This is a genomic window from Streptomyces sp. JLBG701, assembly GCF_058544905.1.
Genome location: NZ_CM178588.1, coordinates 4,882,497 through 4,909,464, shown reverse-complemented (window position 1 = coordinate 4,909,464; position 26,968 = coordinate 4,882,497). Strand labels below are relative to the sequence as shown.

23 protein-coding genes are annotated in these 26,968 nt (G+C 69.4%); 12 read left to right on the top strand and 11 right to left on the bottom strand.

The window, feature by feature from the left end:
• The first annotated feature begins 81 nt into the window (after nucleotides 1-81).
• The 7 genes from AC5DRG_RS22445 to AC5DRG_RS22415 all read left to right on the top strand — a co-directional run bounded on the left by AC5DRG_RS22445 (nucleotide 82) and on the right by AC5DRG_RS22415 (nucleotide 7,842).
• Nucleotides 82-1,221: a Gfo/Idh/MocA family protein gene (locus AC5DRG_RS22445; protein ID WP_491812386.1), complete on the top strand. Its 1,140-nt coding sequence runs from the start codon at nucleotides 82-84 to the stop codon at nucleotides 1,219-1,221.
• Nucleotides 1,218-2,186: a sugar phosphate isomerase/epimerase family protein gene (locus tag AC5DRG_RS22440; RefSeq protein WP_491812385.1), complete on the top strand. Its 969-nt coding sequence runs from the start codon at nucleotides 1,218-1,220 to the stop codon at nucleotides 2,184-2,186. Before AC5DRG_RS22445 ends, AC5DRG_RS22440 begins: the two co-directional genes overlap by 4 nt.
• A complete protein-coding gene (locus AC5DRG_RS22435) occupies nucleotides 2,183-3,547 on the top strand; it encodes an ABC transporter substrate-binding protein (protein WP_491812384.1) in 1,365 nt (454 codons plus the stop codon). Before AC5DRG_RS22440 ends, AC5DRG_RS22435 begins: the two co-directional genes overlap by 4 nt.
• Nucleotides 3,548-3,624: 77 nt before the next feature.
• On the top strand, nucleotides 3,625-4,596 hold the full coding sequence (locus tag AC5DRG_RS22430) for a carbohydrate ABC transporter permease (protein ID WP_491812383.1): 972 nt from the start codon (nucleotides 3,625-3,627) through the stop codon (nucleotides 4,594-4,596).
• Nucleotides 4,593-5,525 (top strand): carbohydrate ABC transporter permease, encoded by a 933-nt coding sequence (locus AC5DRG_RS22425; RefSeq protein WP_491812382.1) that lies wholly within the window; start codon nucleotides 4,593-4,595, stop codon nucleotides 5,523-5,525. Before AC5DRG_RS22430 ends, AC5DRG_RS22425 begins: the two co-directional genes overlap by 4 nt.
• 112 nt (nucleotides 5,526-5,637) lie before the next feature.
• Nucleotides 5,638-6,795, top strand: a complete 1,158-nt coding sequence (locus tag AC5DRG_RS22420; RefSeq protein ID WP_491812381.1) for a Gfo/Idh/MocA family protein — start codon at nucleotides 5,638-5,640, stop codon at nucleotides 6,793-6,795.
• 39 nt (nucleotides 6,796-6,834) lie between these two features.
• Nucleotides 6,835-7,842, top strand: coding sequence for a sugar phosphate isomerase/epimerase family protein (locus tag AC5DRG_RS22415; protein WP_491812380.1), 1,008 nt, complete (start codon nucleotides 6,835-6,837; stop codon nucleotides 7,840-7,842).
• Between the two features lie 539 nt (nucleotides 7,843-8,381).
• Here the strand turns inward: AC5DRG_RS22415 and AC5DRG_RS22410 are convergent.
• From AC5DRG_RS22410 to AC5DRG_RS22380, 7 genes are all read right to left on the bottom strand, one after another.
• A complete protein-coding gene (locus tag AC5DRG_RS22410) occupies nucleotides 8,382-9,251 on the bottom strand; it encodes a helix-turn-helix transcriptional regulator (RefSeq protein ID WP_491812379.1) in 870 nt (289 codons plus the stop codon).
• A gap of 93 nt (nucleotides 9,252-9,344) precedes the next feature.
• On the bottom strand, nucleotides 9,345-9,659 hold the full coding sequence (locus tag AC5DRG_RS22405) for a MoaF-related domain-containing protein (protein ID WP_491812378.1): 315 nt from the start codon (nucleotides 9,657-9,659) through the stop codon (nucleotides 9,345-9,347).
• A gap of 39 nt (nucleotides 9,660-9,698) precedes the next feature.
• Nucleotides 9,699-10,037 (bottom strand): MoaF-related domain-containing protein, encoded by a 339-nt coding sequence (locus AC5DRG_RS22400; RefSeq protein ID WP_453679350.1) that lies wholly within the window; start codon nucleotides 10,035-10,037, stop codon nucleotides 9,699-9,701.
• Nucleotides 10,038-10,086: 49 nt separating this feature from the next.
• The gene (locus tag AC5DRG_RS22395; protein ID WP_491812377.1) at nucleotides 10,087-10,788 is read right to left on the bottom strand and encodes a type 1 glutamine amidotransferase domain-containing protein; all 702 of its coding nucleotides are present in this window, start codon (nucleotides 10,786-10,788) and stop codon (nucleotides 10,087-10,089) included.
• Nucleotides 10,789-10,817: 29 nt separating this feature from the next.
• Nucleotides 10,818-11,207 (bottom strand): nuclear transport factor 2 family protein, encoded by a 390-nt coding sequence (locus tag AC5DRG_RS22390; RefSeq protein ID WP_491812376.1) that lies wholly within the window; start codon nucleotides 11,205-11,207, stop codon nucleotides 10,818-10,820.
• 46 nt (nucleotides 11,208-11,253) lie between these two features.
• A complete protein-coding gene (locus tag AC5DRG_RS22385; RefSeq protein ID WP_491812375.1) occupies nucleotides 11,254-11,853 on the bottom strand; it encodes a flavodoxin family protein in 600 nt (199 codons plus the stop codon).
• Between the two features lie 132 nt (nucleotides 11,854-11,985).
• The gene (locus AC5DRG_RS22380; protein WP_491812374.1) at nucleotides 11,986-12,843 is read right to left on the bottom strand and encodes a helix-turn-helix domain-containing protein; all 858 of its coding nucleotides are present in this window, start codon (nucleotides 12,841-12,843) and stop codon (nucleotides 11,986-11,988) included.
• 296 nt (nucleotides 12,844-13,139) lie between these two features.
• Between AC5DRG_RS22380 and AC5DRG_RS22375 the strand changes: the two genes are divergently transcribed.
• The 4 genes from AC5DRG_RS22375 (at nucleotide 13,140) to AC5DRG_RS22360 (ending at nucleotide 17,182) form a co-directional block, all read left to right on the top strand.
• Complete coding sequence (locus AC5DRG_RS22375) at nucleotides 13,140-14,156, top strand: zinc-dependent alcohol dehydrogenase family protein (RefSeq protein ID WP_491812373.1); 1,017 nt, start codon at nucleotides 13,140-13,142, stop codon at nucleotides 14,154-14,156.
• A gap of 89 nt (nucleotides 14,157-14,245) precedes the next feature.
• A complete protein-coding gene (locus AC5DRG_RS22370) occupies nucleotides 14,246-14,617 on the top strand; it encodes a DUF2255 family protein (protein WP_491812372.1) in 372 nt (123 codons plus the stop codon).
• Nucleotides 14,618-14,635: 18 nt separating this feature from the next.
• On the top strand, nucleotides 14,636-16,222 hold the full coding sequence (locus AC5DRG_RS22365; RefSeq protein ID WP_491812371.1) for a Na+/H+ antiporter: 1,587 nt from the start codon (nucleotides 14,636-14,638) through the stop codon (nucleotides 16,220-16,222).
• Between the two features lie 24 nt (nucleotides 16,223-16,246).
• Nucleotides 16,247-17,182, top strand: a complete 936-nt coding sequence (locus tag AC5DRG_RS22360; protein WP_491812370.1) for an NADP-dependent oxidoreductase — start codon at nucleotides 16,247-16,249, stop codon at nucleotides 17,180-17,182.
• A 230-nt stretch (nucleotides 17,183-17,412) separates the two neighbouring features.
• On the opposite strand, the gene AC5DRG_RS22355 is transcribed toward AC5DRG_RS22360, so the two are convergent.
• The 4 genes from AC5DRG_RS22355 to AC5DRG_RS22340 form a co-directional block, all read right to left on the bottom strand.
• Nucleotides 17,413-18,477 (bottom strand): LacI family DNA-binding transcriptional regulator, encoded by a 1,065-nt coding sequence (locus tag AC5DRG_RS22355; protein WP_491812369.1) that lies wholly within the window; start codon nucleotides 18,475-18,477, stop codon nucleotides 17,413-17,415.
• Between the two features lie 184 nt (nucleotides 18,478-18,661).
• Nucleotides 18,662-20,425 (bottom strand): cellulase family glycosylhydrolase, encoded by a 1,764-nt coding sequence (locus AC5DRG_RS22350; protein WP_491812368.1) that lies wholly within the window; start codon nucleotides 20,423-20,425, stop codon nucleotides 18,662-18,664.
• Nucleotides 20,426-20,475: 50 nt separating this feature from the next.
• Nucleotides 20,476-21,990 carry a glycoside hydrolase family 43 protein gene (locus tag AC5DRG_RS22345; protein WP_491812367.1) on the bottom strand — a complete coding sequence of 505 codons (1,515 nt, stop codon included), beginning with the start codon at nucleotides 21,988-21,990 and terminating at the stop codon, nucleotides 20,476-20,478.
• A 54-nt stretch (nucleotides 21,991-22,044) separates the two neighbouring features.
• Complete coding sequence (locus AC5DRG_RS22340) at nucleotides 22,045-24,894, bottom strand: glycoside hydrolase family 3 C-terminal domain-containing protein (RefSeq protein WP_491812366.1); 2,850 nt, start codon at nucleotides 24,892-24,894, stop codon at nucleotides 22,045-22,047.
• A 369-nt stretch (nucleotides 24,895-25,263) separates the two neighbouring features.
• On the opposite strand from AC5DRG_RS22340, the gene AC5DRG_RS22335 reads away from it, so the two are divergent.
• Complete coding sequence (locus AC5DRG_RS22335; RefSeq protein WP_491812365.1) at nucleotides 25,264-26,946, top strand: ABC transporter substrate-binding protein; 1,683 nt, start codon at nucleotides 25,264-25,266, stop codon at nucleotides 26,944-26,946.
• Nucleotides 26,947-26,968: the final 22 nt, after the last annotated feature.

Here is a 26,968-nt window from a genome sequence, read left to right as displayed (position 1 = left end):
CACAGATCCCATTCGGACACCCGCACTTCCGAGATTTCCAGATGTCCGAGAGACATCGAGTCGTCTGAGGCAGGAGTCGCGATGCATGACCCCGTCCGCGTCGGTGTGATCGGCTGCGGCAACATCTTCAGCCGGTACGCCACCGGTATGTCCCGCTTCCCCGGACTGGAACTGGTCGCGGTCGCCGACGCCGATCCCGTCCGGGCCCAGGCGGCGGCAGCCGAGTCGGGTGCTGTCGCCTGCACCGTCGACGGGCTGCTCGGCCGGACGGACGTCGATGTGGTCGTGAACATCACTCCACCCGCCGCGCATGCCGTCGTCAGCGAGCAGGTCGTGGCCGCGGGCAAGCACCTCTATGTGGAGAAGCCGCTGGCCGCCACCACGGCCGCGGCCCGCGCCGTGTTGGCCGAGGCCGACCGTCGGGGGCTGCTGTTCGGGGCCGCGCCGGACACGTTCCTGGGCTCCGCCGGGCAGACCGCACGGGCCGCGATCGACGGCGGCGTGATCGGCGAGCCCGTCGGTGCCACGGCCTTCGTGACGCATTCGCAGGCGGAGACCTGGCACCCGGACCCCACGTTCCTGTTCCGGCCCGGCGGCGGTCCGGCCCTGGACATGGGCCCCTACTACCTCAGCGCGTTGGTCAACTGTCTCGGGCCGGTGTCCGCGGTGTACGGCACCAGCCGGATCGGCGCTCCGCAGCGCACCGTGACCGCCCCGGGCCGCCTGGTCGACCGGATCGAAGTGAGCGTGCCGACGCACACGGCCGCCACGGTCACCTTCGCGAGCGGCGTGCTGGCCACCGTGATGCTGAGTTTCGACGTGTGGGACCACCACCTGCCCTTCGTCGAGATCTACGGCACCGAGGGCACCCTCTCCCTGCCCAACCCCAACGGCTACGACGGCCCCGTCCTGCTGCGCCGCCACGGCGACCCGCAGTGGTCCGAACTACCCCCGGCCGTACCACCGTTGGGCCGGCCGGGCAGCGACGATCAGCTGATGCGCGGCATCGGCGTCGCCGATCTGGCCGCCGCCCTGCGCGAGGCCCGCCCGCACCACGCCACCGCCGGCCTGGCCTTCCACGTCCTGGACGCGCTGGAGGCCATCGCCGTCTCCGCCGACACCGGCGCCCCCGTACAGCTGACCACCACCTGCGAACGCCCCGAGCCGGTCGACGGCACCTACGGGGCCGAGGCCCTGAACACCCTGGAGGTACACCCGTGAGCGACCCGCAGTCCACCCCCCGCTTCGGCGCCGACCTCATCACCTTCTACGACCCGGCGTTCTGGCAGGTCGCGAGCGACCGCGAACTCGCCGCCACCGCCGCCGAGCGCCCGGAATGGTTCTGGACCCGGCTGCTGGACTCGGCCGTGGAAGCCGGACTGTCCACCCTGGAGCTGACCTTCCCGCCCGGCGACTGGCGCACCGCCCTGGCCGCGTTCGGCTCGGCGGACGGTTTCCGCAAGGAACTGGACGTACGCGGGCTGAGCGTGCTGTCCGGGTTCTTCGTCGACATCTCCTCGCAGCCCAGCCTGGAGTCCACCGACTGGGCGGCCCTCACCGAGCAGGCCCTGGAGTACGCGGAGTTCCTCGCGTCGATGGGCTGCTCCACCATGGTCGCGGGCCTGCCCATGCGCACCACCCGCGACGCGGTACCGCCCCTGTTCGTCGACCTCGGCTACGCCACGACGCTCGGCGGCCACCTCAACGAGATCGCCGCCGCCACCCTGCGCGGCAGCGGTGTGCGACTGGCCCTGCACACCGAGGCGCACTCGGTGTTCTGGACCCCCCGTGACGTCGACCTGTTCATGATGGCGACCGACCCGCTCTACGTCGCCTTCTGCCCCGACACCGGCCACATCAGGATGTCCGGCAGCGAACCCGCGGGCGTCGCGGAGCGGCACCGCGAACGGATCGTGATCGCCCACTGGAAGGACGCCTCCGGCACCGCGCCCTTCGACATCCCCATCGACGAGCACCTCCACCACGACCACCAGACCTACTTCCGCCGCGTCGGCGCGGGCGCCGTGGACTGGGCGGCCTGGGCCACGCTGATGGCCCGGACCGGCCTGCGCGACGACGTGCTGCTGGAGGTCGACGCCGTCCCCGATCCGGTCGCCGAGCTCACCGCCGCCCGCACGTTCATCCAGCACAACCTCCTTCCCCTTCTGCACGGGAGCACCTCATGAGAAGCACCCTCGCCCGCGCCCTGCCCGCCGTCCTCATCACCTCCTGCCTGCTCGCCACCGCCGCCTGCGCGGACAACACCTCCACCGGGGCCGCTGCCAACGACACGGGACAGTCGGCGGCTCTGGCGGCCGCGGCCCGCAAGGAAGCCCTTGCCGCGGCCGGCGGCAAGAAGATCGGCGGCAAGGTCACCATGCTCGGCATCAACGGCGGCGCCGAGGGGCAACTGATCAAGAACGCCCTCAAACCCTTCACCGACGCGACCGGTATCCAGGTCGACTACACCGGCAACGAGGACCTGGCCACGGTCGTGCAGACCCGCGTCCAGGCCGGCAACGCGCCGGACGTCGTGGACGCCGCCGACCTCGGCTCCGTGCTCAAATACGCCAAGCAGGGCAAACTGGTCGACCTTGGCAGTCTCATCGGCACCAGCACCCTGAAGTCGAACTACCCGCAGAGCCTGCTGGACGCCACCACCGTCAACGGCAAGACCTACGGCATCTTCACGGAGATCGACAACTTCATGGTCTGGTACAACCCCAAGACCTACAAGGGCCCCAAGAACCCCTCCAGCTGGGCCCAGTTGGAGGCGTTCACCAAGCAGCAGGCGGCAGCGGGCAAGACCCCCTGGTGCATGGCGCAGAACGCGGGCGCGGGCAGCGGCTGGCCCGGCGCCCAGTGGATCGAGAACTGGTTCCTCAAGCACTACGGCGCCGCCAAGCTCACGGACTGGGCCGAGGGACGGCTGTCGTGGACCTCTCCCGAGGTCACCGCGGCCTGGAAGGCCTTCGGCGCGGTCGCCACCGACGACAAAATGGTCGCCGGCGGCCCCACCTCGGTCCTGTCCGCGTCGGTCGTCAACAACGGCACCGGCCTGGTCTCCTCGCCCCCGACCTGCTCGGTGATGCTGTGGGGCGTGTACGCGGGCGGCGTCACCCTCGGCCAGAAGCCTTCCCTGAAGCCCGGTACCGACCTGGACTTCTTCCCGGTCCCCGCCGGGTCCCCGGCCCACGCCGACGACGAACTGTTCAGCGGACATGTCGCCTACGCCTTCAACAGCAACCCCAGGACGCGTGCGCTGATGAAGTACTGGGCCTCCGCCCCGGCCCAGACGATGCTGGTCGCCAGCGGCCAGTGGACCGAGGCCAACTCCAGGATCCCCGCCTCCGCCTACACCAACCCGCTGCTGAAGAAGGCGTCCCAGCAGATGCTGACCGGCAAGAACCTGGTCGCGGGACCCAGCATGTACAGCGACCCGGCCGTCGTCGCCGCCTTCGACAAGGGCGTGGTCAGCTACATCCAGAAGCCGGGCTCCCTGAACGGCATCCTCGCCGGAATCCAGCGCACCGCCGCGACCGGCTGAGCCTGCCTCCCTTCCTCCCTTTCCACCCGCGCCCGCACGGCCTGTAACAACCGCTTCGCACAAAGAAGGTGACCGCCATGGGCCTGCTTCCCCGGTTGCTGCAGATCACCACCGCGGTGATCGCCGTACCCGCGATTATCGCAGCCCTGATCATCAGCGCCGAACGCGCACTCGGCCGACGCCCGCAGCGGGCGGTACGCGTCCGCCCATGGGTATGGCTGCTGCCCGCCTGCCTGCTCACCGGCGGCATCCTGGTCTACCCGATGGCCGACACCGTCCTGCTCAGCTTCCACCGCGCCGACGGGACCGGCTGGGCCGGACTGGGCAACTACGCATGGTCCCTCGGCAGCGCCCTGCTGCCGACCCTGCGCAACAACGCCCTGTGGCTCGTCCTGGTCCCCGCCGTCACCCTCACCCTCGGCCTGGCCGTCGCCGTCCTCGGCGACAAGGTCCGCTACGAGCGGATCGTTCGGACCCTGCTGCTGGTGCCGGCCGGGATCTCCTTCGCCGCGGCCGGGGTGATCTGGCGATTGATGTACGAGTACCAGCCTCCCGGCGCCCGGCAGACAGGCACCATCGACGGCCTGTTCTCCTCCGCGGGCCTCGATCCCGTCGCATGGATCGCCGACCCGTCCGTGGCCACCTACGCGCTGATCTTCGTCGGCTGCTGGATGACCTTGGGTACCACCGCGCTCATCCTCTCCGCAGGCGTGAAGAACATCCCCGGCGAGCTGATCGAGGCCGCCCGGCTGGACGGCGCCGGCGAATGGCGGATCTTCCGCTCCATCACCCTTCCGACGCTGTGGCCCAGCATTCTGGTCGCCCTCACCACCCAGGTCATCTTCTCGCTGAAGGTCTTCGACATCGTCTACGTCATGACCAACGGCCAGTTCGACACCGATGTCGCGGCCAACCGCATCTACTCCGAACTGTTCGTCGCCCAGAACTTCGGCCACGCGAGCGCCCTCGCAGTGATCCTGCTGATCATCTCCTCACCCGTCATCGTCCTCAACATCCGCCAGTTCCGGCAGGAGGCGACCGCCCGATGAGCGTCACCACCCCGCCCGCGCCCCGCGCCACCGAAGCACACCGGCCGACGGACACGACGCGCCCCGTGCCCCGGCTCCCACTCCGACTCCGGCTCAGGCGCACCCTGTCGCGCTCCCCGATGCATCTGGTCCTGACCGTCATCGGCGTCATCTGGGCCGTACCCGTCGTCGGACTCCTGGTCACCTCCTTCCGCACCACCGGCGCCGTCGCCACCAGCGGCTGGTGGACCGAGTTCGCCCACCCCGCCTTCACTCCCGAGAACTACGGCAACGCCGCCACCTTCATCGACCTCGGCGCCGCCGCGGGCAACAGCCTCGCCATCGCCGTCCCGGCCACCGTCGGCACCGTCACCGTCTCCGCCGTGGCCGCCTACGCCTTGGCCCGGATGTCCTTCCGGGGACGGCTGCCACTCCTGCTGCTGGTCATCGCCCTCCAGGTCACCCCGCCCCAGCTCACCCTCGTCCCCGTGTTGCGGCTGTTCAACGCGATCGGCCTGACGGGCAGCACCCCGGCCGTCTGGCTCTACCAGATCGGCTTCACCATCCCCTTCGGCGTGTTCCTGCTCTACGGCTTCTTCGCCTCCGTACCCGCCGAACTCCTGGAAGCCGCGGCCCTCGACGGCGCGGGGGAGTTCACCATCTTCCGCAGCATCGTGCTGCCCACCGCCACACCGGTACTGTCCGCCCTGGCCATGCTCCAGTTCATCTGGTCCTGGAACGACCTGCTCACCCCGTTGCTCTTCCTCGGCGGCGGCAGCGCGAACGCCCCCTTCACCGTGCAGATCGCCGGACTCCTGCAAGCCACCGGCCAGGGGCAGGAAACCATGGCCGCTGCCGCGCTGGTGTCCGTACTCCTTCCGTTGGCCGTCCTGCTGCTGCTCCAGCGGTACTTCGTCCGCGGCATCCTCGGCGGTGCGGTGAAGGGATGACCCGCCACCCGGGCGTAGTCGGCAGTCGTTTCACGCGGCCGGCCGGCCGGCCGAACCTGTGACCCGGGATCGGCGGCACGTCGGACACGCCTGAGCAGATTGGAATCCCCACGTGCAACACCTCGGCGTCGCACTCATCGGCCATTCGTTCATGGGAGCCGTGCACTCCCAGGCCTGGCGCACGGTCGGCCATGCCTACGACCTTCCGGCGCGACCGGCCAGGACAGTACTCGTCGGACGCCGCGCGCAGGCTGCCGCGCACGCGGCCGAGCGGCTCGGCTGGCAGGACTCCACCGACGACTGGAAGTCAGTGCTGCGACGCGACGACGTGCACATCGTCGACATCTGCACCCCCGGCGACAGCCACGCCGAGATAGCGGTGGCCGCGCTTGAGGCAGGCAAGCACGTACTGTGCGAGAAACCCCAGGCCAACACGGTCGCCGAGGCCGAGACCATGGCGGCAGCCGCACGCCGGGCCCACGAACAGGGGATCCGGGCGATGGTCGGTTTCACCTACCGACGCGTCCCCGCCCTCGCTCTGGCACGGCAACTCATCACGGAGGGCCGCCTCGGCGACATCCGGCACGTGCGCGCCGCCTACCTCCAGGACTGGCTGTATGACCCCCGCGCACCGTTCACCTGGCGGCTGCAGCGTGAACGGGCCGGAGCGGGCGCCCTCGGCGACATCGGCTCGCACATCGTCGATCTGAGCCAGTATCTGCTCGGCGACACCATCGACGGAGTCTCCGCACAGACCGCCACCTTCGTCGGTGTTCGTCCGCTCGCCGACAGCCCCGGGCGGACCGGGCAGGTCACCGTCGACGACGCGGCCGTGTTCACCGCGCGCTTCACCGGCGGCGCCCTGGCCACCTACGAGGCCACCCGGTACGCCACCGGCCGCAAGAACGCCCTCCGTATCGAGGTCAACGGGTCGTCCGGCAGTCTGGCCTTCGACTTCGAGTCGATGAACGAACTCTCCTTCCACGACGCCGCCCAGGACGCCGAGAACACCGGGGGCTTCCGCCGCATCCTCGTGACCGAGCCCGGACACCCGTATCTGGAGGGGTGGTGGCCGCCGGGGCACGGGCTGGGCTATGAGCACGCATTCGCGCACCAGGCACGCGATCTGGTGAAGGCGATCACCGAAGGGACCGATCCCGCTCCGGGGTTTGAGGAAGGCCTGCGGGTCCAGAAGGTGCTCGCCGCCGTGGAAGCGAGCGCAGTGGATGGCAGCCGCTACACGCGCATAGACCGCCACGGGTCGGTTTGAACCCCGCAACGAAGCCCGCAACGAACGAAGGAACCGCTGATGTCCCGTCCCGTCACCCTCTTCACCGGCCAGTGGGCCGATCTGCCCTTCGAGGAGGTGTGTGAACTTGCCGCCGGATGGGGTTACGACGGCCTGGAGATCGCCTGCTCCGGCGACCACCTCGACGTCGCCAGGGCTCTTGCCGACTCCGACTACGTGCCCGCCAAGCGGGCCTTGCTCGACAAGCACGGCCTGAAGGTTTTCGCGATCTCCAACCACCTGGTCGGCCAGGCGGTGTGCGACCACCCCATCGACGAACGCCACCGCGCCATCCTGCCCGCCCGGATCTGGGCCGACGGCGATCCCGAAGGCGTACGGCAGCGGGCCGCGACTGAGCTCAAGGACACCGCCCGGGTCGCCGCCGCGCTCGGTACACACGTCGTCACCGGCTTCACGGGGTCGTCGATCTGGCACACCGTAGCCATGTTCCCGCCGGTGCCCACTTCGGTGATCGAGCGTGGCTACGAGGACTTCGCCGAACGCTGGAACCCCATCCTCGATGTCTTCGACGCCCAGGGTGTGCGCTTCGCCCACGAAGTGCACCCCGGCGAGATCGCCTACGACTACTGGACCACCCAGCGCGCTCTGGAAGCCGTCGATCACCGCCCCACCTTCGGCATCAACTTCGACCCCAGCCACTTCGTCTGGCAGGACCTGGATTACCTCGGCTTTGCCTGGGACTTCCGAGACCGCATCTACCACGTCGATTTCAAGGATGCGAAGAAGAACCTCAACGGCCGTAACGGGCGCCTGGGATCTCATCTGGCTTGGGCCGACCCCCGGCGGGGCTGGGACTTCGTCTCACTGGGACACGGCGACATCGACTTCGAAGCGTGCGTACGCGTCCTGAACTCCATCGGCTACACCGGTCCCCTCTCGGTCGAGTGGGAGGACGCCGGCATAGACCGCCTCATCGGCGCCCCGGACGCCCTCGCCCGGGTGCGCGCCCTCACTGCCATCGAGCCGCCCGCCTCCTCCTTCGACGCAGCCTTCATCACAGGCCGCTGAGCAGGGCGTGGATCAAATTACGGGCACGGTTCGCCCAAGCGCGGGTGTGTCCAACTCATTGACCCCCAGGGGCCGTTGAGGGGCCACAAGGACAGAAACACAAGCGTTGATCGGCAAGGGCGAGTCCCACTCGCCCCACTGTGCAGGCTTCTGACCTGCGGAAGCGTCTCATCAGGGGTGCGGATTCAGAACTTTGGGCCAACGGACTGAATCCGCTGCTGGTTGGCTCGCCATCAGGGCAAGTCGCTGCAGGGCTTCGATCATGGTCGCTCGGACGGCCCGCGGATGGGTCGGCGCAGCGGGGCGGCGCGTGCGTACGCGGTGATCGAAGAGTCGGTCATGCCTTCTGTCCTCCTACACGTCCGCGGGCAGCGACCTGAGCCGTAGGGCTCCTCGGTGCGCGTCCGGGATCCGAGCCATCGCTCCTCATCCTGTGGCGGAGGCGCCGCCGGGTTAAGGACCACTTGCCGACGAATTGGTTCCCGTGTGGAGGGAGGAGGGCGTGCGGTGGACAATCCCGACGTGCCCGGACCGTGCGGTCAGGCGGAGCTGCCGCTGGTCGTGTGGCTGGGGTCCGCCGCCCAGGACGCCAGCATGCGCAGGCTGTCGTGGGTGGGCGTGCCGGACTCGGCGGTCCAGACGATGATCTGCAGGTCGGGATCGGCGGCCCAGGTCACGGCGTTCCAGTCGAGATGCAGATCCCCCACGACAGGGTGGCGCAGGTGCTTGGTCCCGGTGTCGCGGACGGCGACGTTGTGGGCTGCCCACCACTGGTTGAATTCACTGTCCCGGACCGAGAGTTCGCCGACCAGAGCGGCCAGTTGCGCGTCCCCGGGGTTGTTCGCGTTGTGCATCCGCATCTGGGCGATGGCCAGCCGGGTGACGCCCTCCCAGTCCGCGTACAGCTCGCGCATCGCGGGGTCGGTGATGAGCAGCCTGATGTAGTAGCGCTGTTTCTCCGGAATCTTTGCGAAGTCGGTGATCAGGGCGGCGCCCATGGCGTTCCAGGCGACGATCTCGGTCCGCGGACCGATCACGAAGGCGGGAGTGTGCGCCATGTCGTCGAGCATGCGCTGCAACTGCGGCTGCGCCTTGAGGCGTGGCTGCCTCCGGGGAGGGCGGAATTCGTCCTTGACCGCGAGCTCGTACAGGTAGGCGCGCTGATCGTCGTCCAGGCGCAGCACCCGGGCCAGGGACTCCAGCACGGACGGCGAGGGCTGGATACGGCCCTGCTCGAGGCGGGCGTAGTAGTCGGTGCTGATCGCCGCGAGCACGGCGACCTCCTCACGGCGCAGGCCCGCCACGCGACGCGAGCCGCCGTCGGGCAGACCGACGGCGGCCGGGTCGAGCTCGGCGCGGCGCGCTTTGAGGAATTCCCCAAGATCGTGACGGTGAGGATCGCGGTTCATGCCATCACCCTGACATCGGAACGCGGTGTTGTCAGGGGGAGAGACTTGTCCCTGGAAGTCCTCACCGCCGAGAAGCCGCGCTGCCCTGCGGGATCAGCGGACGCGGCTCCACTTCCCGGTGAGCTGGACGAACTCGCCACCCACGATGGAGCTGGCCAGGGACGTCCCCGCCGTGTAGTCCTGGATGTGGGTGACGATGTCACCGGAGAAGGGTTCGACCCAACGCACGACATACAGGCCGTCGCGAACCTTGGTCGCGCTGTAGTCCATGGTCTTGCCCTTGTGGTCGCCCGTTGTCAGCACGAAGCTGACCTCGGACTCCGATGCGAAGGTGATCTCCGCCGCGAAGGGGCCGAGTTCCGCCAGCCAGGTCTGGCCCACGCTGGGGAGAATTGCGTTGGTCTCCATCGGTACTGCCTCTCTATGACAGCGCTCGGCCCCGCGGGGTCAGCGGACCCGGGACCACTTCCCGTGGAGCTGGACGAACTCGCCGCCGATGACCGAGCTGGCCATGCAGGTGCCCTCGGTGTAGTCCTCGATGTGGGTGACGTGGTCACCGGCGTCGGGCTCGGTCCAGCGCACGACGTACAGGCCGTCGCGGAGCTGGGTGGTGGTGTACTCCATCGTCTGCTTGCGGCCCTTGATGGCACCGCCCGTCACCTCGAAGCTGACCTGGGTCGCCGAGTCGAAGGTGATCTCCACCGTGAAGTGGCCGAGCGGGGTGTCCGGGCCGAGGTCCGCCAGCCAGGTCTGGCCCACGCTGGGGAGGGTCGCGTTGCTGTCCATCCGTACTACCTCTTTCTTCGAACGTTGAGCGGTGTGGTGCGGGGTGTGGTCAGCCGAGGGCCTTGACGACTTCCTGGGCGAGCGGGACGGCCGAGGCGGGGTTCTGGCCAGTGATGAGAGTGCGGTCCACTTCGAGGTGGGGGGCGAAGTTGTCCTCACCCTTGTGGTAGTCCGCGCCCACGTCCGCGACGAGACGGTCCTGGAGCAGCCACTTCGCCCGGTCGGCGAGGCCGTTCTGGATCTCCTCGGAGTTGGACAGGCCGGTCAGGCGGTAGCCGGAGAACGGGGACTTGCCGTCGGCGTCCACGGTGGACAGCAGCGCGGCCGGGCCGTGGCACACCAGCGAGACGATCTTGCCGGAGGCGAGCCAGTCGCTCAGCAGCCGGCCGGCCGCGGGGTCGTCGGACAGGTCCTCCATCGGGCCCCAGCCGCCGGGCACGAACACGGCGTCGTAGTCGTCGATGTTCACGTCCTCGATGCGGACGGGGTTCGCCAGTTCGGTGGCCTCCTTGAGGGCGGTCCGCATCTGCTCGGCGCCCTCCTCGCCGCCGTTGAAGTCCGGGGTGAGGCTGAGTGCGTCGGGAGTCGGCGGGACGCCGCCCGGGGTGGCCGCGGCGATCTCGTAGCCGGCCTCCTTGAAGACGCCGTACGGGCCGATGGCCTCCTCGGCCCAGAAGCCGGCCGGCTGCTCGAACCCGTCGGCCAGGGTCCAGTGGTCGGCGGCGGTGATGAGGAAGAGGATCTTCGCCATGGGGTGCTCCCTGGGGTGAGTGCGGGCGGTCAGCTGTTCGCGGCCAACTGGACGACGTGGCTGTCGGCGGCCTGGATCAGGTGCGTGAGCTTGCCGTCGCCGACCGTCCACAGGTGGATGAAGCGGGCGTCCGACTCCTCGCCGGACTTGGCCACGGCGTGGTAGTGGCCACGGACGAACACGTGCTCACCGGCGTCGTAGAAGTCCTCGGCCACCGCGCCGAAGGAGGTGAAGCGCGGCGCGAGGCGGCCGAAGAAGTCGCCGCCGGCGCTGGCCCAGGTCTTGTAGACGCCGCCGTAGGGGAAGCCGGGGGTGATGTCCCAGACGATCTCGGGGTCGATGACCTCGGCGACCACGTCCGGGGCCATGCCGGAGTCGTAGAGCCGACGGACGAGGGCGAGGTTCGGGGAGTCGGACATGATGCTGCTCCTTTTGCGGGTCGGGCTGCGGGTGGTTCTGGGAGATTCAGGCGGCGAGGGCGGCGCGGCCGGCGCGGAAGAACGCGGTCTGCCGGGCGACTCGGGCGCCGAGGCCCTCGGCGGTGGCGATGTCGGACTTGTGGACCGCCTCCGGGCCGGCATCGACCGGGGTCTGCGCGCCCGCACCGACGAAGTAGCCCAAACGGTTGACGTCGTCCTCGCTGCCTTCGGTGGAGGCCCAGCCCGGCTGGACACCGAGGCTGATCCAGTGCATGCCGTGCTGGGCGGCCATGGTGAAGAAGTAGCCCAGGGTCGAGGACTTGTCGCCGTTCTTGGCACCGGAGTTGGTGAAGCCGGCGGCGATCTTGTCGGCCCAGGTCTGGGTGTACCAGCGCTTGCTGCTGGCCTCGGCGAAGGTGTGGAAGGCGGCGGAGGCGGTGCCCATGTAGGTGGGGGCACCGAAGATGATCGCGTCGGCGGCGTCCAGCTGCGCCCACTGCTCGTCGGTGATCGTGTCCACAGGGATGGAGATCACCTCGGCACCGGCTGCCGCGGCACCGCGCGCCACTGCCTCGGCGATGACAGTGGTGTGGCCGTAGCCGGAATGGAAAGCGACGGCGACCGTGGGGCGGGAGGTGGAGGACATGGGGGTATTGCTCCTCGAAAAGGATCTCGAAAGGGATTGCGTGAATCGCGCCCTGGAAGCTTGGCACGGAATTCAACAGCGAAGGTAGGAAGGATTTGTCCCTGGCTTTACGCCGGGAATCACCTGCTGATTTTACGAATTCATGGCGCGTGTCGCCGCCCAGGAGGAAAGGAAGCGCAGCCCCTCGTAGGCGCGCGAGTCGGGTTCGGCGCTCCAGACGATCAGCTGCTGGTCGGGGTCGGCCACGCAGGTGAGGGCGTCCCAGGCGAGGGCGAGTTCACCGGCGACCGGGTGGTTGAACACCTTGGTGCCTCCGCCGCGGGGTGCCAGATGGCGGCCTCCCCACCACTGACGGAACTGGTCGTCCTGGACCGACAGCTCACCGACGAGGGCGGTCAGTCTCCGGTCGTCGCAGCAGGCCGCGGCCTGCTGCCGCAACACGGCCACAACGTTGCGGGCGGAGTCCTCCCAGTCGGCGTACAGCGTTCTCATGGCCGGGTCGGTGAAGAGCCGGCGGACGTAGTTGCGGTGCGGCTTGGGGATTTTCGCGAAATCGGTACCGAACAAGGCGGCGGCCATCGGGTTCCACGCCAGGATGTCCAGGTGCCGGCCCAGGATCATGCCGGGGGCCACGCTCAGCTCGTTCAGCACGGTACGCAACCGGGGGTGCGCCTTCTGCGGAGCGCGCCGCCGCGTCCCACCGGCCTCCCGTCCGGCGAGCTCGAACAGCTGGTCCCGCTGGTCGTCGCTCAGGTGCAGGACGCGAACGAGCTCGGACAGCAGGGATGCGGAGGGGGCCGTACGGCCCTGTTCCAGGCGGGTGTAGTAGTTGGTGCTGATGGCGGCCAGTACGGCCACCTCGTCCCGGCGCAGACCGGCCACGCGCCGGTGCCGGTCGGTTTCGGGCAGGCCGACCGTACGGGGGCTGAGCTCGGCCCGGCGGGCCTTCAGGAATTGGCCCAGCTCCTTACGGTGCGCACTGCTGTTCATACTGCCCAGTGTGCGCTGCCCGCCACTCGGCTGGGTAGGAAGGTTTTATCCCTGGTTACTTCTGCCCTGGGGTGGAATTCTCCTGTACACAGGTCTTGCGGGCAGAGCCAGAGGCAGAGACCGGGAATTACATTTCTCAGACCGTCGACGCTAGCAGCAGCACCACAGCTACGCACGAAGAGAATCACGATGGAACTCCTGAAGCGTCCGCCGACCGGCCATGGCCGCCCGCCGGCGCGAAGACCCCACCCGCGCCCGAGCCATCCCCACACAAGAAACGCATCAGGAGAAAAGACATGCGCGCAACGCTGATCCACGCCCCCGGCGACATCCGGGTGGAGGACGTCCCCGAGCCCAAGATCGTCAAGCCGACGGACGCGATCATCCGCACCGTCGCCACCTGTGTGTGCGGCTCGGACCTGTGGCCGTACCGCGGCGTGGAGCCCGTCGGCGACCCGCACCCGATGGGCCACGAGTACGTCGGCGTCGTCGAGGAGACCGGCAGCGAGGTCACCCACGTCAAGCCCGGCCAGTTCGTGGTCGGCTCCTTCGCCACCTCCGACAACACCTGCGCCAACTGCGCCAAGGGCTGGCAGTCCTCCTGCCTGAACCGTGAGTTCATGAGCACCTGCCAGGCCGAGTACGTGCGCATCCCCAACGCCCACGGCACCCTGGTCGCCACGGACGAGCACCCCTCCGCCGATCTCGTACCCGGCCTGCTGGCCGTGTCCGACGTGATGGGCACCGGCTGGTGGGCCGCCCTGGCCGCCGAGGTCAAGCCGGGCTCGACGGCCGTGGTGGTCGGTGACGGAGCCGTAGGCCTGTGCGGTGTCATCGCCGCGAAGGAGCTCGGCGCGGAGCGGATCATCGCCATGTCCCGGCACGAGTCCCGGCAGAAGCTCGCCCTGGAGTTCGGCGCCACCGACATCGTCAGCGAGCGCGGCACCGAAGGCATCGCCCGCATCAAGGAGCTGACCGGCGGCATCGGCGCCGACTCCGTCCTGGAATGCGTCGGCACCGCCGAATCCATGAGCCAGGCCCTGCACTCCGCGCGCCCGGGCGGCAACGTCGGCTTCGTCGGCGTCCCCCACGAGGTCGCCGTCGACGGCCAGGAGCTGTTCTTCTCCCAGGTCGGCCTGCGCGGCGGCCCGGCGCCCGTCCGCCGCTACCTGCCCGACCTGATCGACCGCGTCCTGACCGGCCGCATCAACCCCGGCAAGGTCTTCGACCTCACCCTGCCCCTGGACCAAGTCGCCGAGGGCTACAAGGCGATGGACGAACGCCGCGCCATCAAGACCCTCCTCACACCCTGACCCGATCACCTCGTGGGCGTGAGCCGCGCCGACCGCGCTCACGCCCACGAGGACACACCCCGCCACACGGTCGTAGAGGAAGCACACCCATGACGACCTGGACGAACGACGAGCTGACCCGGATCGAGCAAGCCGAGGAACTGCGGATAGCCCCCTCGCGCAGCGACGGAACGCCGCGCACGCCCGTGCCGATCTGGGTCGTCCGCGACGGCGACGACCTCTACGTCCGCTCCTTCCGAGGCAACGCCGGCGCCTGGTACCGCGCGGCCCGGGCCGGCCACGAGGGCCACATCCGCTCCGGCGGCGTCGACAAGGACGTCACTCTTGTCGAGGTCACCGACCCCGACGTCAACGACCGCGTCGACACCGCCTACCGCACCAAGTACGGCCGCTACGGCGCGAGTTACGTGAATCCCATGGTGGCGTCGCGGGACACGACCCTGAAGCTCGTACCCCGCTGAATCCCAGGAGAGAACCCCTTGCTCGGCCTCGAACTCGTCGTGGTCCTGGGCGTGGCCGTGCTGGTGGGCAACGCCGTGGGACAGCGCCTCGGCATCGCCCCGCCCGTCGTCCTGCTCGTGACGGGCGTGCTCCTGGGATTCGTCCCGGCCGTCCGGAACGCGCAACTGCCCCCGGAAGTCGTGCTGTTGCTCTTCCTCCCGGTGCTGCTGTACTGGGAGAGCCTGACCACCTCCCTGCGGGAGATCCGCACCAACCTCCGCGGCATCCTGCAGCTGAGCACCGTACTCGTCATCCTCACCGCGTGGGCCGTCGCGGCTGCCGGGCATGCCCTCGGGCTGCCGTGGGGACCGGCGTGGGTGCTCGGCGCGGCCATGGCGCCGACCGACGCGACGGCGGTCGGTGTCCTCGCCCGCGCCCTGCCACGCCGCCAGGTCACCATCCTGCGCGCCGAGAGCCTGGTCAACGACGGCACGGCCCTGGTCATCTACGGTCTCGCGGTCGGCATCACGGTCGGCGAGGAACACCTGAGCATCCCGCACGTCGGCGGACTGTTCCTGCTCGCATACGGCGGCGGAGCCGCAGTCGGCGTGGCGGTCGCGTGGGTCAACATGAACCTGCGGCGCCGCCTGACCGATCCCCTGCTCGGCAACCTGGTCATGATCCTGGCGCCCTTCACCGCCTACCTGCTCGCCGAACTCATCGAGGCCTCCGGCGTCCTCGCGGTGGTCGTCAGCGGCCTGATCATGTCCCAGGTCGCCCCACGCATCATCCAGGCCGAACACCGCACGCAGGCACTGGCGTTCTGGCCGCTGGCCACCTTCATCATCAACGGGGCGCTGTTCGTCCTGGTCGGGGTGGAACTGCAGTACGCCGTCCGCGACCTGGGCCGCGCCGACCTCCAGGACGCGCTCATCGCGGTCGGTGTCATCTGCGTGGTGCTCGTCGCCGTACGCTTCGCGTTCCTGTACTCCTCCACCTACCTGGTCCGCGCACTCGACCGCAGCCCCCGGCAACGCACGCTCCGGGTCGGGCACCGCACCCGAGTCGTCAACGGACTGGCCGGCTTCCGGGGCGCGGTCTCGCTCGCGATGGTGCTCTCGGTCCCGCAGACCCTCGACTCGGGCGAGGCGTTCCCCGACCGCAGCTTCATCGTCTTCGTCACCGCCGGCGTCATCCTCGTGACGCTGGTCGTGCAGGGACTCCTGCTGCCGGTGGCGGTGCGCTGGGCAAAGCTGCCGCCCGACACCTCGGTCGACGAAGAACACGACCTCGCGGAGACCGCCGCCATCGAGGAGGCGATCAAGGCGATGCCGCAGCTCGCCACCGGTCTGCGGTCCGAACCGAAGATCGTCGAGTGGCTGCGCCAGGAGTACGAGGCCCACCTCGCCTCCGTCCGGGCCAGGAGCGCGGGCGCCCACGACGACCCCGCGGTACTCCAGCACCAGGACTACCTCGCGCTGCGCCTGGCCCTCATCGCCAACAAACGCGCCACCGTCGTCCGGCTGCGCGACGAGCGCCGGATCGACGACACCGTACTGCGCCGCCTGCAGGCCGCCCTCGACAGCGAGGAGATCCGCCTGTCGGGAGGCGTGGCGGTCGAATGACCGACCTCTGAGGAAGGACGATTCATGAAGGCGATAGGGCTGACCGAGTTCGGCGGGCCCGAGGTACTGCGGGTCCTGGACCTCCCGGTCCCCGAGGCGAGGCCGGGCGAGATCCGCATCCGGGTGCACGCGGCGACGGTCAACCCCGTCGACACGCTGGTGCGCCGCGGAATCGCCTTCGTCTCCGACGCCGAGCCGCCCTACGTTCCCGGGATGGACGCGGCCGGCGTGGTCGAGCAGATCGGTGAGGGAACCGACACCGGTCTCGCCGTCGGCGACCGCGTCATGGCCGTCGTGGTCGTCTCCGGGACGCACGGCGCGTACGCCGAACACGTGGTCGTTCCCGCCGAGTCGGTGGTCCGCGCACCGGCGGGCACCACCGACATCGAGGCCGCCACGCTGCCGATGAACGGACTCACCGCCCGGATGGCGCTGGACCTGCTGGAACTTCCCGCAGGCTCCACCGTGGCGGTCACCGGAGCGGCAGGCGCGGTCGGCGGCTACGCCGTCCAGCTGGCTAAGGCGGACGGGTTCCGGGTGATCGCCGACGCGGCACCGAAGGACGAACTGCTGGTGAAGGAACTCGGGGCGGACGTCGTACTGCCACGCGGCGCCGAGTACCCGGACCTGGTACGCGTGGAGATACCCGAGGGTGTCGACGGACTCGTCGACACCGCGGGCATCGCCGCTCAGGCCGTCCGCGCCGTGCGCGACGGCGGCCGGGTGGCCTCGTCGGTCGGCGGCACCCAGGTGCCCGCCGAACGCGGCATCGAGACCAGGTTCACGTTCGTGCCACAGTACGCACGCGAACACGCCAAGCTCGACCGCCTGCGCGAACTGGCGGAGGCGGACCGGCTCACCCCGCGGGTCGCGCGGACGCTGCCGGCCGAACAAGCCGTCGAAGCACACCGGTTGCTGGAGGCGGGCGGCCTCCGGGGACGGGTGATACTCACCTTCTGAGCGGACCACAGCGCTTAAGGTGCTGCTCGCCTGCCACCGACGTCATCCGCAGGACCTCGCGACAGGCCGGGCCGTGGTGACCGCTGCCACCGGCACGTGGATCTCGCCGTACCGGAAGAGCAGGCGGGGGCACGTGCACGGCAGGCGGCTGGTTCGTCGGGGCATGCACTCGTGAACGCCGGAAGGGTGTCGCCCTGAAGGCGTGTGGCCCGTGGGCCACATCAGCGGCCTCAGACCTTCCTCGGCTTCTTCGGGGGTTTCGCCGTGCTGCCGCGCACGGTGAGCGTGGTGGCGATCTCCACGCCGATCTGCGCCGGCCTCTCGCCGCGGCCGAGAGAGAGCGCGAGCTCGGTGGCCGCCGCCGCCATCTCCGTCAGCGGCTGGTGAACCGTCGTCAGCGGTGGGTCCACCCACGCCACGACAGGGAGGTCGTCGAAACCCACGACGCTGAGGTCACCGGGAATGGTGAGTCCCAGTTCGCGGGCGGCCTGGTAGACACCCAGTGCCTGCAGGTCGTTCGAGGCGAAGACGGCGGTGGGCCGCTCGCTCCGCACCAGCAGTTCACGCGCGGCTTCGCTGCCGCCTTCCCTGGTGAGCGGTGCATTGACGACCAGGCCGGGATCGGTGGGCAGGCCTGCCGCCTCCAAAGCAGATGTGTAACCGGCCTGCCGCGCACGGAAGCAGGAGACATCCCGGGGTCCGCCGATCATCGCTATGTGGCGGTGCCCGAGGTCGATCAGGTGCCGGGTTGCCGACTGGCCACCGCGCCAGTTGGTGGCGCCGACGAAGGGCACGTCGTCGGGGGGCTCCTCCGTCGGGTCGAAGACGACGAAGGGGATGCCCTTGACGCTGAGTTGCTCGCGCTCCTCGTCGGACAGTTGGGCGACGGACAGCACGCAGTGCGGTCGGCGGCCCACCATGTCTTCCACGGTCCGTGTGGGTGCGTCATGGAGCCCGAACTCCGAGACCATCACTCCCACCCGGTTCTTGCTGGCCACTCGCTCGACGCCACGGATGATCTCGACCGCCCACAGGCTCTTCAGCTCGCGGAACACCAGCTCCATGGTGGTGTTCCGGCTGCCCGGCGGCTTCTTGTAGCCGTAGCGGTTGATCAGTTCCTCGACGCGGGTGCGGGTGCCGCTGGAGACGCCCGACCTGCCGTTGAGCACCTTCGAAACGGTGGGGATCGAGACTCCTGCCGTCTCCGCGATGTACGCGATGGTGACCGGTCCCCGAGGTTCGTCGGGAACGTCTCCCACGTGCTCCGCCGACGCATCCGCCCCGTTGTCCGCCACGCTCGCCTTCCCTCGCTGCCGCAGCTCTTTGTGTTTTCGTCGTTCCCCGGTTCATTGTGGCACTTCAGGCCGGTGAGCGACCGCCGCGCGTGTTTCTCCCACTTGTTCCGCGGCGCTTCGTGTTTCGTGACCGGCCCGGTCACGGGTAATGGCACCGCGACCGGGCCGACGTGGATCCTCAGGGTCAGGTGCTCGACCCCGTCACCGTGGTGCCGGAGCGGGTGACCTGGTACGTCACGGTGGTGCCGCTCCAGAAGTGGAAGGTGAGGGTGACCGGCGCGCCGTCGGTGAGACTGCCCAGGAAGGCTGGGGTGAGGCCGATCGCCCGGCCGGGGTAGTCCGGGGAGAACGTCGTGTTGAACTGCTGGTAGGAGGTCCAGGTGGCGGTGCCGGCGTTGGACCCGTCCGCGTACCTCGCCTCCATGGTGGCCAGTTCGTCACCCCGGAAGTCCGTGGGGACGACCAGGCCGCTGCTCGTGCCGGACGCGTTCGAGAGCACGGGTGCGTCGTACGTGCGGATGTGGACGGGCCAGGGCAGACCGCAGGAGAAGCGGAACTGGATGGTCGAGTTCGCCCCGTAGCCGCGGTCCCCGGCGAGGCGGGTGAGAGCGGCGGCGGTGAGGGTGACCCGGTCTCCGGAGACGGTGTAGTCACGGCCCTGGGTGAGCTTCCGGTTGCCCTGCCACACCCCGCGGAAGGAGGCTCCGTTCGGGTTCAGAGTGAGCGTCTGCGCACCGATGGTGCCCGACTTGGGCAGGTACACGGTGTCGCTGGAGGCGGTCCCGGAACGCGTGGTCCAGGCGGACCTGATCCGGTTGATCAGCTCCAGGTCACGCCACTGCAGGGTCTCCCTGTTGAGGTAGTTGAAGGCGTCCCACAGTGCGGTGGTTACCCCGTTGACCCGGGCCTCGTGACCGAGTTGTTCGAAGTACTTGAACGCCTCGCCGCGCTCGACCGTGGCCGGGTGGTTGAAGTCCGGGTAGTTGAGGAGGCCGAACTCCCCCAGGTACACCGGGATGCCCTTGGCGACGAAGATGTCGTGCATGTGCTTGAAGGCCTGCGTCATGTCCTGCTGCGAGACGGTCTCGTAGCGGGTGTAGCCGGCGATGTTGACGCTGAAGGGCCAGAACCCGTAGTAGTGCACGGTCGCGACGAGGTTGTCGTCCTGCAGCGAGGCCATCTCGGCCGAGAGGTTCTCCAGCAGCGACTGGCTGGGCGTGCAGTACACGGTGGGCAGGAGCAGCAGCCTGTCGGTGTTGCCGCCGCCGGAGGCGCGGACGATGTGGTGGAACGAGGTGTTGAGTTCGTTCAGCAGCTGTTGGTCCTGGGCGTCGGTGGCGTTGTTGAACTGCGGTTCGTTGACGCTCTCGAAGAGCAGGAGGCGCGGCTCGTCCCTGAAGGCGTCGGCGATCTGGGTCCAGGTGGCGTTGAACCGGGCCAGCACTCCGTCGTGGTCGGAGGGCATGTCGGCGATCCACGTCCACGAGTCGTGGTGGAGGTTGAGGTCCACGTAGAGGCCGTCCGCGATGGCCCAGTCGACGACCTGCTTGACTCGGTTCATGAAGGCGGGCTCGATGGTGTACGGCGCCGTCGACGACTGGTGACTGCCCCAGGTGACGGGGAGCCGGACACTGCGGAAGCCCTGGGCCTTCACGGTGTCGAGCAGGGCCTTGGTGATCGGCGGGTTGCCCCAGGAGGTCTCGTCCGGGATGGCGTCCAGCGTGTTGCCGAGGTTCCAGCTGGGCTCCATGGCCTTGACAACGGCCATGCGGTCGGAGGGCACCGCGGACGCCTGGGGCGCTTGTGAGGCGGCGAAGGCGGCGCCGCCCCAGGCGAGGTGGGTCGCGGCTATGAGCCCGAGCAACAGGCCGACGAACCGGCGGAGCGGTCTGGGGCTTCGGTGGCCGTTCTCATGCCCACGCCTCGCGAGGCGTTGTGTCCGGTGCATGGTGAGATCCCTTCTGTGCGGGTGGGTTTCGCAGAGCTGAGGACTCCTCGTCAGCAGGAGCCGGGGACGTAGTCGAACCAGTCGAAGTGCACGGCCCCGTCGACGGCGCACAGGCCGACGACCCGGCCGGTGAAGCCTCCGGCGACCTCGGTCGAGAGGTAGCGGCCGTCCAGCGAGGCCACGTCCGTCGTCGTCCCGTCGGGCGCCTCGACGCCGAAGACCAAGGAGTCGGGACCAGTGCGGGAGTCGTGGGGCCCAGGGGCCTTTCCGGTGCGCACGGTGAGCACGAAGGGACCTGCGGGCAGCGGTAGTTCCGCTGACATGGAGCGCAGCGACCCGACGCGGGCGATCACCCGGACCGTGCGCTCGGACGTGGCCTCGATGGCGTAGTGGTGCCGGTCGTCCAGGCGGACGGCCAGGCCGCCGGTGCCTTCGGAGCAGTCGACCAGCGCCCGCGCCTGAAAGCCGAGGTGCTGCTGGCGCCGCCCGAGGAAGATGACGTCGGGCTCGTCCAGGGACGTACCGCGGGCGCGCAGAGTGAGCCGGCTGGAGCGTTCCTTGGTGGAGTAGTGCTCGGCCGGGCGGTCGTGCAGGGAGATCCAAGAGGGCCGCAGTTCGTTCGAGTCGAAGTCGTCGCGCTCGGCCGGTGCCGTGGTCGGTACCAACGGCCACGGCATCTCCGGGAGTTCGGGGTCGACCTCACCGACGACGGGCCAGCCGTCGATCCAGGAGACGGAGGCAAGGAAGGTCTCCCGGCCCAGGATGTGCCACCCGGGGGTGCCGCCCTGGGGACGGACGCCCAGCAGCACCATCCACCAGGAGCCGTCAGCGGCCTGGACGAGGTCGGCGTGGCCGGTGTTCTGGATCGGCCGGTTGGTGCTGCGGTGGGTCAGGATCGGGTTGGCCGGGCAGGGCTCGAAGGGGCCGTTGGGAGAGGTGCCGCGGGCGATGGAGACGCCGTGGCCGCGCTCGGTGCCGCCCTCGGCGATCATCAGGTACCAGTGGTCGCCGATCCGGTACAGGTGCGGGGCCTCCGGGGCGGCGGCACCCGGGGTCCCGGACCACACCGGCTGCGGCTCACCGAAGGTCTCGCCCGTGCTCGGGTCGATACGGACCTGGGCGACCCCGGAGATGGTGCACCAGCAGTTGCCTTCCTCGTCCCAGGCCAGGTCGGGGTCGATGCCGGGGACTCCGGGCAGGCGGACCGGGTCGGTCCAGGGGCCGACGGGATCGGTCGCGCTGACCACCAGATTGCCCTCACCGGGGGCGACATTGGTGACGATCAGCCAGAACCGTCCGTCGTGATGGCGCAGGGTGGGCGCATAGAGACCACCGGAGGAGGGGGTGTCCCGGGGCAGTCGGAGCTGGCCGGGCCGGTCCAGGGCGTTGCCTATCTGGGTCCAGTGCACCAGGTCCCGACTGTGGAAGAGGGGGATGCCGGGGAAGTACTCGAAGCTCGAACAGGCGAGGTAGTAGTCCTCGCCGACGCGGCAGACGCTGGGGTCGGGGTGGAAACCCGGGATCACCGGGTTGGTGGCGGATGCCGTCACGTTCTCGTCGTACACCTCGTCAGGTCCCTTCGGTTCTTGGGCTGTGGTTCGGTGGAGCTTCACGGCGGGTCAGGGGGTGAAGGTCAGCGTGCGCAGCCGCTGTTCGCCGGTGAGGACGATCCGCAGGTCGTGTACGCCCTCCAGTTGCTCGGTCAGCGGGGCGGTGACGGTGGTCCAGGCGTAGCGGTCACCGGTGACGGGCACCTCCAGGGCCGCCAACCTGCGCTCCCCCGCGTTGAGTTCGAGCACGGCGGCGGCCCCCTCCCCCGTCCGGGACACCTCGACGGTGAGCCGGCCCGCGCCGCTCAGGTCCACCTGGCGGAAGAGCAGCGTCGCGGTCTCGCCGGCCGGGGTCACCGCGTCGCCGTCCTCCCGGGTGGCGTCGACCAGGGCGAGGTCCTCGTAGTCGTCGAAGTCGACCGCGCACAGGGGGCTTTCGAGCGCGCGGCGTGACCGTGGGGCGGGGCCGGTGACGGTCAGCTGCGTGGTCAGGGCGGGAGCCGCCGCCGAGCGGGCGAGCACCAGTTCGTAGCGGCCGGGATCCACGGTGAAGGCCCCGGTGACCACGTCCCAGTGGGACAGCGCCTCGGTGACCGGCAGCCGGAACTCCAGCTCCGCCGTCCGGCCCGCTGCCAGGCGCGCCTTGCGGAAGCCGACGAGTTTCAGCCGGGGAGCGTGGTAGCGGGCGTCCAGGGCTCGGGCGTAGAGCTGCACGGTCTCCGTGCCCGCGCGCGGCCCGGCGTTGAGCAGCGAGACCCGGACCCGGATCTCGCCGTCCTGACCCAACCCTTTCTGGTCCAGGGCGAGTTGGGTGTACTCGAAGCGGGTGTAGGAGAGGCCGTGGCCGAAGGCGTAGAGCGGGGCGGCCTGGTGGTACTGGTACGTCCAGCCGGCCTTGATGATGTCGTAGTCCAGGCGGCCGGGCAGCTCGTCGTCGCCCCGGTACCAGGTCTGCGGGAGGCGGCCGGCCGGGTCGGCCTCGCCGTACAGCACGCGGGCCAGGGCGCGGCCGGTCTCCTGGCCGGCGTGCGAGATCCACAGCACCGCGGGCACATGCTCGTCGGCCCAGTCCAGCGCGTAGGGGTAACTGGACATGACGACCAGCACGGTGTCGTCATGGACCGCGACGACCTCGCGCAGCAGCCGGTCCTGCTGGGGCGGCAGTCGCAGACCGGCCCGGTCCGTGGTCTCCTTGCCGTTGATGTGCGGGTCGTTACCGACCACCACGACGACCGTGTCGGCGCTCCGCGCGGCCGCGACGGCCTCGGCGACACCGTCGCGCACCACGGTCCGGGTGAACCGGACGGCCTGCTCCGGGGTCTCGGCGGTCATGGTGAGGACACCGGTGTCCGGATCCGCCTGGGCGTAACGGCTGTTGCAGATGTTGAAGAGCAACTCCGCTCCGTCCCCGGCGGGTTCGATGCGGAAGGTTTCGTGGACCTCCCATTCACCGGGCTGGTCCCGGTCGGCGGCGACCTGCTGGTCGTCGTCGCGCAGCGAGGCGTAACGGCCGGTGGCGGCCGAGCGCAGGGTGAGCACTCCGAGGTCCCAGTCGAAGAGGTCCCACTGGGCGGCGGGGTCGGCGTCCTGGGCATCCGTCACAACCAGCCGTCCCTCCGGGCCTACGGCGGTGAGGGCGCGGCCGTCGGCGGTGCGCAGCACGATCCGGTCGACGCCCTCGATGCCCTCGACGCCCAGGCCGTCGGCGACGGTGACCCGGTACGGGTGGCTGCCGCTGTACCAGTCCTCGAACAGGGTGAGGGCGAGCGGCCCGACCACGGCCACGCGTCGGTCGGTGGCGAGCGGCAGCACGCCGGTGTTCTTGAGCAGGACGATCGACTCGGTGGCCGCGCGCAGCGCGAGCGCCTGGTGTTTTGGGGAGTTGACGACATCCCAGCCGATACCCGCGTACGGGTCCTGCTCGGGGTCGAACTCGCCGAGCCGGAAACGTATCGACAACTGACGGCTCACGGCGCGGTCCACGTCTGCCATCGACAGCAGGCCGCGCTCCAGGGCGGCGCTGATCCGGCCGAAGGTGGTGGCGCTGTCCTCGAAGTGGTCGGTGAAGCTGTCGATGCCGGCCTTCAGCGCGGCGGCGTGCGACTCGGCGTGGTCGTCGAAGTAGTGCTCCGGGTCGACCAGGTTCGAGGGGGCATCGGCGTCGCTGACGACGAAGAGTTCGTGGCCGGTGGGCTTCGCCCACTCCCGCAGCTGCTGCTCAAGGAGCGGACTGACGTGGCAGGGACGGCCGTTGACCAGGTTGTAGGCCGCCATCACGCCGGTGGCCGCGCCGGTGGCAACGGCCGGCCGGAAGGCGGCGAGGTCGTACTCGTGCAGGACCCGGGGGCGCAGGCCGGAGGAGGTGGTGCAGCGGTCGTCCTCGTTGTTGTAGGCGAGGAAGTGCTTGAGGACCGGTGCGGTGCGCAGGTGGTCCGGGTCGTCGCCGGACATACCGCGGCAGAAGGCGGCGCCGAGCCGGGAGGTGACCAGGGCGTCCTCGGAGTAGCCCTCCTCGTTGCGGCCCCAGCGCGGGTCGCGCAGCAGGTTCACCACGGGGGCCCACGCCTGGAGGCTGTTGCGGCCGGTGCCGACGGCCGGGGGACGGTGGTGGTGGAAGGCGCGCTGCTCGACGGAGACCGCCTCGGCGACCTCGCGGACCAGGTCCTCGTCCCAGGTCGCGCCCAGCCCGACGGCCTGCGGGAAGGTGGTGGCCTCGCCGAGCCAGGCGACGCCGTGCAGGGTCTCGGTGCCGGTGCGGAACTCGGCGACACCCAGGCGGGGAACGGCGGGCGCGTACTGGTGCAGCATCGCGACGCGTTCCTCCGGCGTGAGCCGGTGGAGCAGGTCTTCGACGCGTTCGGCCAGCGGGAGCCCCGGGTCGCGGAAGGGCAGCGTGGCGGAGACGGCAGCGGTACTCACAGGTGAGGTCCCTTGCGGAGTGCGACGACGGGGGTGGACGGCACCGTACGGCCGGGTCGCAGGGCCTCGATGCCGCGTGTTGAAGCGCTTCGACGCTGGCATGGGCTTGACGAGACGTCAAGAGAAAGTTTCCAAGAAACTTCTGTTTCTAAATGAGCGTTTCGGTTTCCTGCACGACCCTTGCCCGGCGCCCCAGGACGCGCTTAATCTCTCGGCGATGTCGAAGCGCTTCGACAGGCGGGCAACGATCCATGCCGCGTTTCAACGTCCTCGAAGCCGCTCACGCCTCCCGCACCGAGGTCGGGCGGCCACCGCGCAGCCCTCGCACGACGTTCGTCACAGAACCTCAGAGCCGAAGGACCGCCCACCATGAGCATCGCAACAAATCGCAGAGCCTTCGTGAACGGCGCCATCGCCGTCGCCGGGGCCGCCGCCCTGTCCCCCTTGCTGTCCGCGTGCGGAAACGGCTCCTCCGGCTCGAAGGGGGGAACCAACTCCAGGTCGGGGCTGGCCGCCGCGCTTCCCAAGTACCAGGCCAGCACCTCGGTGAAGCCCGACATCCCGTCGGTCACCGGACCCGACGGAGCGTTCACCAGCCCGGGTTTCCTGTCCTACCCGGCCCACCCCGTGACCACGGTGCGGGGAACCCCCGGCAAAGGCGGCAGCTACACCGCCGTGACACCGATCTGGGGGACCCTGCCCTCTCCGGACAACTCCTACTACCGGGCCATGAACAAGGCCCTCGGCATCGACCTGACCATGAAGCCGGCCAACGGCAACGACTACGCGACCGTCGTCCCGACGATGACCGCGTCCAAGAAGCTGCCGGACTGGGTCCAACTGCCGTCCTGGTGGAACGCCACCTTCAATGTCAGCGCGCTGGCGGGCACCCAACTGGCGGACCTCACACCGTACTTGTCCGGCGACAAGATCAAGAAGTATCCGAACCTGGCCGCGATCCCCACCGGCGCCTGGCGGGCCGCCGCCTGGCAGGACAGGATCTACGGCATCCCCTCCTTCGCCGGCGGCATGGCCGTGGCGGGGGCCGTCTTCTTCCGCGCGGACATCCTGGGGGCGCGGGGCATCACCGCGGACCAGGTCAGATCCGCCGACGACCTGTGGAACCTGGGCAAGGAGCTGACCGACGCCAAACGCGGCGTGTGGGCCTTCGACGACGTGTGGACCTACCTGTACCAGGCGTGGGGAGTCCCCAACAAGTTCACCATCGAGAAGGGCAAGCTCGTCCACAAGTACGACATGCCCGAGTTCCTGGAGGCCCTGAACTGGCACTACCGGCTTGCCAAGGCCGGTTACGTCCACCCGGACGCGCGGGCGGGCGACACCAACAACGGCCTCTCCCGGTTCTACGCCGGCAAGGCCCTGATCGAAGGCGGCGGCACCGGCGCGTGGAATCTTGCGGACCACCAGTCCGGCGTCGCCGCGAACAAGAACTACCGCCGTGCGGCCTTCGACGTCATCTCCGCCGACGGCAGGTCCAAGCCCCAGACCTTCCTCGGCCCTTCCACCAGCATCATGAGCTACCTCAACGCCAAGCTCAAGGGCGACCAGATCGAGGAGCTGCTGGCCGTCGCCAACTACCTTGCCGCGCCTTTCGGTTCGGCCGAGTACACGCAGGTCGTCTACGGCGTGGAGGGTGTCCACTACACGATGGTGAACGGCATTCCCTCCTACACCGAGGAGGGCAAGAAGACCGCACAGCAGCAGACGTTCAACTTCCTGGCCTCCGCCCCGCAGGTCGTCAGCAACCCGGGCGCCAACGCGGTGACCGAGGACTACACGGCCTGGTCGGCCCGGACCGTGAAGTACGTCTACAAACCGGTGTTCTGGAACATGAACATCACCGTGCCCAAGCGCTTCGCCACCGCCGACACCGCGCAGGCCGTCGAGGACGCGATCAAGGACTGCTACCACGGCATCAAGAAGGTCTCGGACGTCCAGGCCGCCATCGCGTCCTGGAAGTCCAGCGGCGGCGACCGGCTCACCGACTGGTACCGGACCGCCGTACTGGAGAAGAGCGGCAGCGGCCAGTAGCAGACGACGGCGTGCGGACCGG